At 64.0% G+C, this 11,025-nt stretch carries 10 protein-coding genes; 3 read left to right on the top strand and 7 right to left on the bottom strand.

Features of this window, described 5'->3' with window-relative positions:
• Nucleotide 1: 1 nt before the first annotated feature.
• Together A9O65_RS15755 and A9O65_RS15750 are read right to left on the bottom strand one after the other, a co-directional pair.
• Nucleotides 2-349 carry a GFA family protein gene (locus tag A9O65_RS15755; RefSeq protein WP_064702611.1) on the bottom strand — a complete coding sequence of 116 codons (348 nt, stop codon included), beginning with the start codon at nt 347-349 and terminating at the stop codon, nt 2-4.
• Nucleotides 350-561: 212 nt separating this feature from the next.
• Nucleotides 562-1,626: an NAD(P)-dependent alcohol dehydrogenase gene (locus tag A9O65_RS15750; protein WP_064700277.1), complete on the bottom strand. Its 1,065-nt coding sequence runs from the start codon at nt 1,624-1,626 to the stop codon at nt 562-564.
• Between the two features lie 319 nt (nt 1,627-1,945).
• On the opposite strand from A9O65_RS15750, the gene A9O65_RS15745 reads away from it, so the two are divergent.
• Nucleotides 1,946-2,857 (top strand): AraC family transcriptional regulator, encoded by a 912-nt coding sequence (locus tag A9O65_RS15745; RefSeq protein ID WP_064700276.1) that lies wholly within the window; start codon nt 1,946-1,948, stop codon nt 2,855-2,857.
• Nucleotides 2,858-2,921: 64 nt separating this feature from the next.
• Here A9O65_RS15745 and hmpA read toward each other — a convergent pair whose 3' ends face one another.
• Entirely contained in the window at nt 2,922-4,106 is a 1,185-nt protein-coding gene (hmpA, locus tag A9O65_RS15740; RefSeq protein ID WP_064702636.1) for an NO-inducible flavohemoprotein, read from the bottom strand.
• 298 nt (nt 4,107-4,404) lie between these two features.
• Here hmpA and norR point away from each other — a divergent pair, with 298 nt between their 5' ends.
• The gene (gene norR / locus A9O65_RS15735) at nt 4,405-5,961 is read left to right on the top strand and encodes a nitric oxide reductase transcriptional regulator NorR (protein WP_064702610.1); all 1,557 of its coding nucleotides are present in this window, start codon (nt 4,405-4,407) and stop codon (nt 5,959-5,961) included.
• A 17-nt stretch (nt 5,962-5,978) separates the two neighbouring features.
• Here the strand turns inward: norR and A9O65_RS15730 are convergent, their stop codons facing one another.
• The 4 genes from A9O65_RS15730 to A9O65_RS15715 form a co-directional block, all read right to left on the bottom strand.
• Nucleotides 5,979-7,058: a patatin-like phospholipase family protein gene (locus tag A9O65_RS15730; RefSeq protein WP_064702609.1), complete on the bottom strand. Its 1,080-nt coding sequence runs from the start codon at nt 7,056-7,058 to the stop codon at nt 5,979-5,981.
• Nucleotides 7,059-7,145: 87 nt separating this feature from the next.
• A complete protein-coding gene (locus A9O65_RS15725) occupies nt 7,146-7,631 on the bottom strand; it encodes a LabA-like NYN domain-containing protein (protein WP_064700273.1) in 486 nt (161 codons plus the stop codon).
• A 74-nt stretch (nt 7,632-7,705) separates the two neighbouring features.
• Nucleotides 7,706-8,770 carry a proline racemase family protein gene (locus A9O65_RS15720; protein WP_064700272.1) on the bottom strand — a complete coding sequence of 355 codons (1,065 nt, stop codon included), beginning with the start codon at nt 8,768-8,770 and terminating at the stop codon, nt 7,706-7,708.
• Nucleotides 8,767-9,942, bottom strand: coding sequence for a zinc-binding dehydrogenase (locus A9O65_RS15715; RefSeq protein ID WP_064700271.1), 1,176 nt, complete (start codon nt 9,940-9,942; stop codon nt 8,767-8,769). The genes A9O65_RS15720 and A9O65_RS15715 overlap by 4 nt, the downstream gene beginning before the upstream one ends.
• 238 nt (nt 9,943-10,180) lie before the next feature.
• Between A9O65_RS15715 and A9O65_RS15710 the strand changes: the two genes are divergently transcribed.
• Nucleotides 10,181-10,957 carry a helix-turn-helix domain-containing protein gene (locus tag A9O65_RS15710; RefSeq protein WP_064702608.1) on the top strand — a complete coding sequence of 259 codons (777 nt, stop codon included), beginning with the start codon at nt 10,181-10,183 and terminating at the stop codon, nt 10,955-10,957.
• Nucleotides 10,958-11,025 lie beyond the last annotated feature (68 nt).

The raw sequence follows: 11,025 nt of genomic DNA, 5'->3' as shown, positions 1-11,025 counted from the left end.
CCTACAAAGAACGGCCATCGACTGGAATTCGTTCCAGATCCGACAGTTCCACGCCTTCCAGACACCGCACGTTGATGGCCGCCGTTTCGGCACCCGAGCGGTCGGCGCCGAATCCGAAGGGCGCGCAGCCGCACGTCGGGCAGAAATGGTGCTTGATGACGTGCTGGTTGAAGGTGTAGGTGGACAATGCCGACTCGGGGCTGTTCAAGGTGAAGTCGGCGAGTGGCACGAACCAGAGAAGGTAGCCCTTGCGGCTGCAATGCGAACAATTGCACTCCATGACCTTCTCCAGCTCGCCCTCTACCTCGAACGTTATCTGGCCACAGTGACAGCTTCCCTCATAATGCATTGGTGGTGCCTCCACGGTGTCTCGGGAACCTTGCTCGGTCAGTATGGCAGCAGTTTCCCGATGTCACAGCGTCGAAAGCGGAAGATGGAACAGCCTCGTCGCCGCTTTGGCGAGGTCTGTATGGCGGGAAAGGAGGACGAAAGAGGACGCGTGCCTGCGGGGTGTGGCAAAAGAAGAGCCCGCCGAGGGGAGCCCTCGGCAGGCGCGAGCCGTCAGTCGGCGCTGGCGTTTTTCAGCGACGCCATGTCGATGACGAAGCGGTAGCGCACGTCGCCTTTCTCCATGCGCTCATAGGCGGTGTTGATGTCCTGGATGTCGATGGTTTCGATATCGCAGGTGATGTCGTGCTCGGCGCAGAAGTCGAGCAGCTCCTGGGTCTCGGGGATGCCGCCGATCAGCGAGCCGGCCAGCACGCGACGCTTGAAGACCAGGTTGAAGCCTTCGATGGCCGGTTCGATGGGATCGAGCAGGCCGACCAGGATGTGGGTGCCGTCGTACTTGAGGGCCGCCAGATAGGGATTGAGGTCATGCTGGACCGGCACGGTATCGAGCATGAAGTCATAGGTCTCGGCGACCGCGTCCATCTGCGCCTGATCGGAAGAGACGACCACGTGGTCGGCGCCGTGGCGTCGGGCTTCCTCGACCTTGGCGTCGGAGCGGGTGAAGACGGTGACTTCGGCACCCAATGCCTTGGCCAGCTTGACGCCCATGTGGCCGAGGCCACCCATGCCGATCACGCCGACCTTGTGGCCGGCCTTGACGCCATAGTGCCGGAGCGGCGAATAGGTGGTGATGCCGGCGCAGAGGATCGGGGCGGCGGCGGCCGGATCGAGGCCTTCGGGCATGCGCAGCACGAAATGCTCGCTGACCACGACGCTGTCCGAGTAGCCGCCCTGGGTCATGGTGCCGTCCTGGCGGTCGTCGCTGCCGTAGGTCATGGTGAAGCCTTCGAGGCAGAACTGCTCGACGCCGTCCTGGCAGGGCTGGCAGTGGCGGCAGGAGTCGACCATACAGCCGACACCGACCATGTCGCCGACCTGGAAGCGGCTGACGTCATCACCCACGGCGGTGACGCGACCGACGATCTCGTGGCCGGGCACGATGGGGAAACGCGTCATGCCCCAGTCGTTGCGGGCGAAGTGCAGGTCGCTGTGGCAGACGCCGCAGTAGAGGATTTCGATGGCGACGTCGTCCGGTCGCGGTTGACGGCGCTCGAAGGTGAAAGGGGCCAGGGGCTGATCGGCCGCGTGGGCCGCATAGGCACGAGTCTGACTCATGAATGGCTCTCCTGTCGGTCAGTGATGCCTCGGTGCGAGGCCTGGGCCATTATGGATGGGCAGAAGGGCGGTGAGGACTGACGTTCCTCCGGATTTTTTGCACGTTTCTCCGAAAGGGGGCGTCTTGCCATGACATGCAGGCACCGTTTTCGCCATCATACTGTTCCGCCATGATGAGGCATCATCGTGGTTAAAGGCGCTGATCATGACACTATGTGTCTTCCCTGTTTTGCTAGTTTCTACGAGCTATGTTGCTCGCCGATGAAAGTGGCCGTGATGAATGAGTGTCCGGGCCCGGGCACTGATGAAGGATTCCATGATGCATGCTGCAAGCTCCCGCACCGACTCGTTGATCGAGTTGATGGCACCCCTGATCGAGGGCGATGGCTATACCCCGACCCGGCTGTCGGCGGTGTCCCTGATGGCCATGCATCGACCGAGCGGTCGTACCCCGATGATCTACGAACCGAGCCTGATCATCGTGGCCCAGGGCTACAAGATCGGCTATCTGGGCGACCGGGAAATTCACTATGGTCCCGGTCAATACTTAGTACAGACGTTGCCGTTGCCTTTCGAGTGCGAAACCCACGCTTCCCCGGAGGCGCCCTTGCTGGGGGTGGCGGTGCATCTCGATCCGGCCTTGCTCGGCGAACTGGTGACGACCATCGGCGATGGCATCGGTCAGGGGAGCGGAGAGGGCGAGGCGTCGCCGGTGCCCATGGCCTCGGTGTCGATGACCGATGGCATGCAGGGGGCGGTGGAGCGCTTGTTGCGGAGTCTGCATGATCCCGCCGAGACGGCCGCCATGGGAGCGTCGCGGGTGAGAGACGTGGTCTTCGAGGCCTTGCGGGGCGAGCAAGGTCCGGCGCTGCGTGCTCTGGTACTGCACCAGGGGCATTACTCGCGCATCGTTCAGGTACTGTCGCGGCTGCATGCCCGCTATGCGGAAGACGTCTCGGTGGAGGCGTTGGCCCGCCAGGCGAACATGAGCCCGTCGACCTTCCATCAGCATTTCCGGGACATCGTGCAGGCCTCGCCGCTGCAGTATCTGAAACAGTTGCGGTTGCTCAAGGCGCAGCAATTGCTGGCCCAGAAGACCTGTAACGTGAACCAGGCGGCCTCGGCGGTGGGGTATCGTAGTGCCTCCCAGTTCAGTCGCGACTACAAGCGTTACTTCGGAACCTCGCCGCTGCAGCATCGTCAGGAAGAGCGTGCATGGCGGGTTTCATGATGGAGGCGTGGCGTGGCCGGATAGCCGCCGAGTGGCGGCTATCCTCGACCGGTGGTAGCGCGTATCAGGCGGCTTCTAGCGCGCGTGAGGGGCCGAAGTGTTCGAAGTGCCGGCGCGCTTCGGGCACGCCCAGCGCCTGTAGATAGCCATCGACGGCGACCATGAACCCCTGTGGACCGACGTAATAGCAGTGCGGAGCGCCTGCAGGGAGGTAGCGGGCGATCAGCTCACGGTCCACACGCCCGATATGGTCGACATGGCTGGCCTCGCCGGCCTGCTCGTAGACGGTGACCACCCGCAGTTGGTCGGGATAGTCGCGGGCCAGGGCCTGCACGTCGTTGCCGAAGGCATGATGATCCTTGTCCAGCGCCGCATGCAGGTAGACGACCTGCCGCCCCTGCTCCAGTGCCTGGCGGAGCAGCGACAGCATGGGAGTCTGACCGACGCCACCGCTGAGCAGCATGACCGGGTCGTGGCCCTCCTCCGGCAGCGTCAGGTCGCCGGCCGGCGGCAGCAGCTCGACACGGTCGCCGACGTTCAGCACGTCATGGAAATGGCGGCTGACGAGACCGTCGGTTTCTCGCTTGATGGAGATCCGGTAGCTGCGTCCATTGGGGAAGGCCGACAGGCTGTAGTGCCGATACACCGGCTGGCCATCGATCATGAGGCGGACGCCGATGAACTGGCCGGGGCGGAAGTCGGCAACGGGCTGGCCATCCTCGGGCTCCAGAAGAAAGGAGCGGATGACAGCGCTTTCCTGACGAATATCGGCGATTCGAAAGGCCCTGACACCGCGCCAGCCTCCGGGGGAATCGGCGAATTCGCGATAGCGCTGGCCCTCGAGGTCGATCAGCAGGTCAGCCAGTTCCTGATACAGTGCGCCCCAGGCATCGGCGACCTCTTCGGTGACGGCCTCACCCAGGACATCGCCGATAGCGGCCATCAGGCATTCGCCGACGATCGGGTACTGGTCGGGCTGAATGTTCAGCGAGACGTGCTTGTTGACGACGGTTTCCAGCGCGTGACGAGCCTTGGCGGGCTCCTTGCGCAGTTGGACATAGGCCAGCACCGAGTTGGCCAGAGCACGTGGCTGGCCTCCGTTGGCCTGGTGGGCCTGGTTGAAGAGGGGAGCGACATCGGGATAGCGCTCGAACATCAAGGGGTAAAAGTGTTGGGTAATGGTGGTGAGATGTTCGGCCACGACGGGAGCGGTCGCCTCGATGATGCCTTCCTGTTTGTTTGTCAGCATGGTTCGCGTCAGCCTCGTTCGGGGGATGTGATTGATGACACCCTGTAGGAGCAAGGCATGTTCCATATCGCTGTCATTGCGACACCTTGCCGCATGCTGGTTGGCAACTATCTGTTATTAAAAGATATATAGACATGTGTCGCGACAGCATGCAGGGCTGGGTTCACAGTTTAAGCATCACCGATGTTGTAATGACAATAGTCAATATGACGACTTATAGTGTCGTTGTGACACTACATTGCACGCCCTGGCATGCGCATCGGGGCGTGCACAATGCTGTCGTTCGGGAAGGTGACCCATGACGGAATTTCTCAAGGCGCTTCGTACGCTTCTGGCACAGCTCTCGGAATATGAGGCATCCGAGGCGCATTGGGGCGACCTATTGCAGGCGCTGGTCGGCGATTTTCCCGCCGATGCCAGTACCTTGATGGTGATGGATGGCGAAGCCTTGCGACCGGTGGCCCTGCTGGGACTGGATGACGAGGTGCGCGGGCGGCGCTTTGCATTGCAGGATCACCCCCGGCTCGCCGCGATCGCCAGCCACGCCGGGGTGTGCCGATTCCCCCATGACAGTCCGCTGCCGGACCCCTTCGATGGCTTGATCGACGAGGATCTCAGCGATGTGCACGATTGCCTCGGCGTCGCCTTGCGCGATGATGAGCGCCTGACCGGCCTGCTGACACTGGATGCGCTCGAACCGGGGCGCCTGGATGGCCTCGATGACGATCAACTGCTGAGCATCGCGCGGCTGCTGGGTACCTGTCTGCACCTGGCCGAGCGACTGCGCACCACGCGCACCCGCCTCAACGAGGTGCTGGCCCAGGCGTCTCCCTCCGAGATCAACTGGCGCTGGAACAGTCGTGCCATGCGCCAGTTCGACCGTGCCATCGAGCTGGTGGCGCCCACTGACATGAGCGTGCTCCTGCACGGAGAGACCGGTGTCGGCAAGGAGCTGGCGGTGCGGGCCTTGCACCGACGTTCGCGTCGCCACCAGGGCCCCCTGGTCCAGGTCAACTGCGCGGCCTTGCCGGAGAGTCTGATCGAGAGCGAGCTGTTCGGTCACCGACGCGGTGCCTTTTCCGGCGCGACAGAGGACCGGCGCGGCCACTTCGCGATGGCGGACGGAGGCACCCTGATGCTTGACGAGATCGGGGAGCTGCCGCTGGCACTCCAGCCCAAGCTGCTGCGTGTGCTGCAGGAGGGGGAGATCCAGCCGCTGGGGTGCGAGACGCCGCGCAAGGTCGATGTACGGGTCGTTGCCGTCACCAATCGCGATCTCCATGTCGAGGTCGAGGCCGGTCGTTTTCGCGCGGATCTCTATCACCGCCTGAGTGCCTTTCCCCTGCATGTGCCGCCCTTGCGGGAGCGTCCCGAGGATATTCCCCTGCTGGTCGGCCACTTCCTTGAGGTCAATCGGGTGCGCTTGGGGCTTCACAACCTGCGGTTGCAGGCGGAGGCCGAAACGGCGCTGTTGGCCTGGCGCTGGCCGGGCAATGTGCGTGAACTCGAGCATACGCTGGCCAGGGCGGCACTGCGTGCGCTGGGCGAGCAAGGCCTGGTGGCAACCAGCGATCGGCGCCAGGCCGTGGCGTTGATCACGCGCGAGCATCTCGATCTGCCCGATGACGCGACCGCCTCGGCCTGCCTGGACGTTCGGCAGGGTTCGAGCGAATCGTCGGCGTCTCTCGAGCCGTCGCTGTCGCTGAAGGAGGCCACCGAGGCGTTCCAGCGTCGTCACATCCAGGCAAGCCTGCGTGACCATGATGGCAACTGGGCGGCGGCGGCCCGGTCACTGGGCATGGATCCGGGCAATCTGCATCGGCTGGCCAGACGCTTGGGGCTGAAGGCGACGTGAACGGCTCCGCGAAGCGTTCACTCTTGTTGTCGGCGAGCCCGAAAGGCGCCCTCGGTGCGACCGAGGGGACGAAAGGTGTCGTCGAAGACGGCATCCAGGTCGAAGGTGGAGTGCTGGCCGATGGCGTCGAAGTGCTCGTCCAGCCATTGGTCGGCCCAGCGTCGGCCCAGTTCATGGAGCCGCGAGATGAAGCGCCATTCGGCGTTCATCTTGCTCGAGGCGCCGAGTGACTCGATATCCTGCTCGGTGTGGATCAGGTGCAGGCGCATGGCGCGATAATTCTCGAGTTCCAGGCCTTCTGCTTCGATCAGGCGCTGAAGTAGCTGAATACTGCGCAGTTCCTTGATCAAGCTGGAGTTGAAGGTGATCTCGTTGATGCGGTTGATGACATCCCGGGCGCAATCGGGAAGCCGTTGGCGCACGAGCGGGTTGACCTGGACCACGACCAGGTCACGGCAGTCCTGGTCGTCGACCAGCGGGTAGAGGGCCGGGTTGCCGCTGAAGCCGCCGTCCCAATAGGCCTCGCCGTCGATCTCCACGGCGGGAAAGATCGAGGGCAGGCAGGCCGAGGCCATCAGCGAGTCGACCGAAAGGCCAGGTTGACGAAAGATCGTGGCACGTCCGGTGCGCACGTTGGTGGCGGTGACGAAGACCTTGACGCCTCGGCAGGCGTTGACCCGTTCGAAGTCGATCTGGCGCTCGACGAGATTGCGTAGTGGATTGAATCCCATGGGATTGAGCTGCGAGGGGGCGACCAGGCGGGTGAGGCCTTCGAAGAACAGATAGCCCGGGGAATGGTCCAGGTTGTCGTTGCCCATCAGCCTGTCCCAGAAGCTGCGCTGGAAGGGCGAGAAGCGAGCCGCCGCGCTGACGGCTTCCCAGAAGGTGCGCAGGGCCTCGCGGGCTCCGTCACGACCGTTGCGGTGGAGACCGTCGGCGAGTACCACGGCGTTCATGGCGCCGGCACTGGTGCCGCTGATGCCGACGATCTCCAGTCGCTCGTCTTCCAGCAGGCGGTCCAGCACGCCCCAGGTCAGTGCCCCATGGGAGCCGCCGCCTTGCAAGGCAAGATCGATGCGTTTGCGTTCCTGCGACATGTCCCCTCCGGTCGAACCTGGCATGTTGCAGTGCAGTGTAGACGCAGGTGATCGTTGCCTGCACGGTCGAAACGACCGAGGGCACCGTTAGGGCGCTGTACCCAGCAGCAGATCGCCTTCGATGGGAATGAAGCGCGAGGCCGAGCGGATCAAGGCGTCGGCGGTGAGGGCCGGGACGCCGTAGACCTCTACCTCGACACCATGGTCGTGTCGGAGCCGTTCGGCCAGCAGGGCGAAATCGCCATCCCCCGAGGCCAGCACGACCACGTCCACCTCGGGGGCGTGGGCGACGGCATCCAGGGTGATGCCGACATCCCAGTCGCCCTTGGCCGAGCCATCGGCCCGCTGGATGAAGGGCTTTAACTTCACCTCGAAGCCGATGGCGCGCAGGATGTTCTGGAACTGGCGTTGCTTGGCATCTCCCCGGTCGATGGCATAGGCGATGGCCCGGGCAACGCGTCGCCCCTCGGTGGCGCGCGCCCACAGGGCGTTGTAGTCGACGTTGCGCCGATAGGTGTGGCGACTGGTGTAGTACAGGTTCTGGATGTCCAGCAGGATCAGCGCCGTCGGCATGCGAGCCCCTTGGTGGCTGCCGGGCGCTTGCCCGGACGAGAGGAAAAGCGCCGGCCGAGACCGGCGCGAACGGTTCAGGTGGAACCGTGGTGGTGTGTCTCGAGGATATGATGGAAGCTCCAGTCTTTCACCATCGGGTCCTCGTGATTGACGACGATGTCGGAGTGCGCCAGGACGTAGCTCTTGCCGGTGATGGTGTTCTCCACGACTTGGTGGGTGCCTTCCTGGCGAGTGCCGGTGAACTCGCCGATGAAACCGGTCTCGCGCAGGGATACCGTCTCGAGCTTGTCGCCGGGCTGGATGCGGCCTTCATGGTGCATCAGTGCCAGGCGGGCCGAGGTCCCGGTCCCGGTGGTGCTGCGACAGATCACGCCAGGGTGAACGTAGGTTGCCGAGCGCGAGCGATAGAAGTCGTCGGCGACCTGCTCCACCGGCCCCATGAAGTGCAGGAAGGGCAGGGGGCCGACGTCGCCCAGGGTGTAGTGGGAGAAGCCGCGTTCGGCCTGGATCGCCTCGACGATCTTGTGGGCGCATTCGGAGAGGTGGCGCTCTTCTTCCGCGACCAGCAAGAAGCCAAGCTCGGTGGCGTCGACCAGGGCATAGAAACCGCCGCTGTAGGCCACGCTGTAGGTCACGTCGCCGATCGAGGGGACATGGATACTGGCCTTGTGGGTGTCGATGTAGCTGGGAAGGCCCTCGCAGGTGATGGCCTCGACCACGTCATTCTCGACCAGCGCCTCGATCTGGACCAGCCCGGCAGGTGCCTCGAGCATGAAGCGCTGGCGACCTTCCTGCTTGGGAACCAGGCCGGCTTCGAGCACGGCGGTGGCGGTGCAGATGGTGTTGGAGCCGGAGTAGATGGGGTAGCCCATCACTTCCATGATGATGTAGCCGGCAGCGGCTCTCGGGTCGCTGGCCGGCACGATCAGATCCACCGACATCTCGGGGATGCCATAGGGTTCCTCAAGGAGCAGCTTGCGCAGCCCGTCGGCGTCGTCGCGCAGGTACTCCATCTGCGCTCGCACGGTGTCGCCCGGCAGGGGCGTGATGCCACCGAGCACGATGCGGCTGACATCGCCGCCGGCGTGGGTGTCCATCAGGCGGATGCCGAGTGTCTGGGACCTGGGTGTCTGGGTCATTGGTGTCCCTCGAGGGCGTGGGGGGCGCCGTGCTGCGACCATTCGCTGTCCGGCACGATGACGATCTTGCCCAGATAGTTGCTGCCGCGATTGACGAAGTAACGTTCGGCCTCGTGCAGCTCGGAGAGCTTGAAGGCTGCATGCAGCACGGGCTTGAGTTTGCCGTCGCGAATCCAGTCGACCAGTTGCTCGGCTTCTTCGCGGGTACCGTGGGAGACGCCGAAGATCTGCACCTGATAGAGGTAGATCCGCGTCCACATGATCTCGCTGACGTTGCCGCCGCTGGCACCGGCGATGGAGAGCCGAGGATAGCTGTCGCGGGCCTTCATGTCGAAGATCATGGTGTCGATGAAGCGGTCGGTCATCTCGCCGCCGACCAGGTCCATGACCGCGTCGATGGGGGCACCGCCGGTCACGGCCTTGACCTGTTCGGTGAAGTCGCTCATGTCGGAGCGGTCGAGCACCGCCTCGGCGCCGAGGTTCAGCAGGGCCTGGGCCTTGTCGCGCTGGCTCAGGGCATAGGGCACGGCGCCGACGATCCGGCAGAGCTGGATCAGGGCGGTTCCCACGCCGCCGCTGGCACCGGTAACCAGGACACGTTCCCCGGCCTGGATGCCCGCCGAGGTCATCATGTGGTAGGCGGTCTGGTAGGAGCACATGCCCATGGCGGCCAGTTCGGCATCGCTCAGCTCGGAGTTGGGCACATGATGGAACTGGTCGGACGGCACGGCGATGTACTCGGCGTAACCGCCGTCGGCGCCGTGGCCGTAATAGTCCGGCGTCAGGTTGATGTGGCGACGATCGTCGGCGTAGAGATTGAAGTCCAGCAGGCCGCGTTCGCCAAGGCGCGAGGCATCGACGCCATCGCCTACGGCCACCACCGTGCCGACCACATCGGCACCCTGGATGCGCGGAAAGGTCAGGGTCGGTGAACCTCCCATGGCGAAGGAGGCCACCTCTCCCTTGTCCTTGGTGGGGTAGAGTCCCTCGCGTGCCTTGCGGTCGGTGTTGTTCTTGGCCGTGGCGGTCACCTTGACCAGGACCTCGCCGGCGGCAGGGCTCGGTGTGGCCACGTCCTGGCGATAGACCAGCTTGTCGACGTCGCCATGCCCGGTCAGCAGCATGGCCGACATGGTCGTGGGGACCGTCTCCGGCAGAGGGGTGAAGCCCATCGGCGTGCTCCTTGCATTGGGGATTAAAGCGCCGACGATAGCAAAGAACCGCGGCTTGGCCAGTGGGGTTTTTTTCCGATTTGCAGGCCCTGGAGGGGGCGTTTTTTCGGTGCGCTCCCGATGGTGATGGCGCCGGCCCCCAAGCGTTGACTCGGATTGCCCCGACTCACTTGCGCTACTCGTGCCTCGGCGCCATGGTAAAAGGGCGTTAACCACTCAGCATGCCGAGGCCCGCGCGATGTCGCTGATCGATCTACGCGCCACCAATCTCGCACGCGAACATGTGGCCCATGTGCATGGGCATCATCAGTTGATCCTGGCGACTCGAGGTGCCACCGAGCTTTCCATCGAAGGCAACGGCGAGCGGGTCACCGGCAGTCGAGGATGCCTGATTCCCTGTGCCCATCATCATGAATACATGGGCGATGGGCGAAACCGCACCTTCGTGCTCGACATCCCTGTCGCCACGCTGCCTGCGTTGCGCAATGCCAACGACATGGAGCGACTGTTCGATCGCCCGCGCTTCTTCGGCGTGCCCCCGCGCCTGAATCGGCTGGCCGACAGCCTGATGCAGCAGCTCGAGCACTGTCCGGCCCTGCACAGCGAGATCGCCGCCCTGTTGCTGCGGGCGCTTTACCTGCATCTGGAGTCGCAACCGCTTTCCGGGGAAGGGGAGGCATACGTGGCCGGGCGCGATGGCCGGCTCGACATGGCCCAACTGGATGACTGGATCGATCGCCACCTGGCCGAGGAGATTCGCGTCGAGCATCTGGCGGCCCGGTGCGCCCTGAGTGTCGGGCACTTTCATGCCTGTTTTCGCGAGCGCATGGAGATGACGCCTCTGGCCTATGTCCAGCAGCGTCGTCTCGAACACGCCCGAACGCTGGTCAACCATAGCGGCCTGAGTCTCGGGCAGATCGCGGCGCTGGTGGGATTCCGCGACCAAGGCAGTTTCTCGCGCGCCTATCGACGCGCCTTCGAAGTGTCGCCGTCGAGCGAGCGGCGGTTGAGCTGAGACGCGTGAGCCTGGGGCAAGAAGTTCTCATTCGCAGGCAAGCATGATGCCGTATCGCTTCCTACATT

The organism is Halomonas caseinilytica (assembly GCF_001662305.1).
Lineage (GTDB): Bacteria > Pseudomonadota > Gammaproteobacteria > Pseudomonadales > Halomonadaceae > Halomonas > Halomonas caseinilytica.
This window is presented reverse-complemented; position numbering and strand designations above follow the sequence as displayed.

What these genes read in the sequence shown, in the direction of transcription:
- A9O65_RS15720 (WP_064700272.1), bottom strand. Translation starts at nt 8,770, where the DNA reads ATGACCCAGACACCCAGGTCCCAGACACTCGGCATCCGCCTGATGGAC.
- hmpA (WP_064702636.1), bottom strand. Translation starts at nt 4,106, where the DNA reads ATGCTGACAAACAAACAGGAAGGCATCATCGAGGCGACCGCTCCCGTC.
- A9O65_RS15730 (WP_064702609.1), bottom strand. Translation starts at nt 7,058, where the DNA reads ATGTCGCAGGAACGCAAACGCATCGATCTTGCCTTGCAAGGCGGCGGC.
- A9O65_RS15745 (WP_064700276.1), top strand. Translation starts at nt 1,946, where the DNA reads ATGCATGCTGCAAGCTCCCGCACCGACTCGTTGATCGAGTTGATGGCA.
- A9O65_RS15710 (WP_064702608.1), top strand. Translation starts at nt 10,181, where the DNA reads ATGTCGCTGATCGATCTACGCGCCACCAATCTCGCACGCGAACATGTG.
- A9O65_RS15715 (WP_064700271.1), bottom strand. Translation starts at nt 9,942, where the DNA reads ATGGGCTTCACCCCTCTGCCGGAGACGGTCCCCACGACCATGTCGGCC.
- A9O65_RS15725 (WP_064700273.1), bottom strand. Translation starts at nt 7,631, where the DNA reads ATGCCGACGGCGCTGATCCTGCTGGACATCCAGAACCTGTACTACACC.
- norR (WP_064702610.1), top strand. Translation starts at nt 4,405, where the DNA reads ATGACGGAATTTCTCAAGGCGCTTCGTACGCTTCTGGCACAGCTCTCG.
- A9O65_RS15755 (WP_064702611.1), bottom strand. Translation starts at nt 349, where the DNA reads ATGCATTATGAGGGAAGCTGTCACTGTGGCCAGATAACGTTCGAGGTA.
- A9O65_RS15750 (WP_064700277.1), bottom strand. Translation starts at nt 1,626, where the DNA reads ATGAGTCAGACTCGTGCCTATGCGGCCCACGCGGCCGATCAGCCCCTG.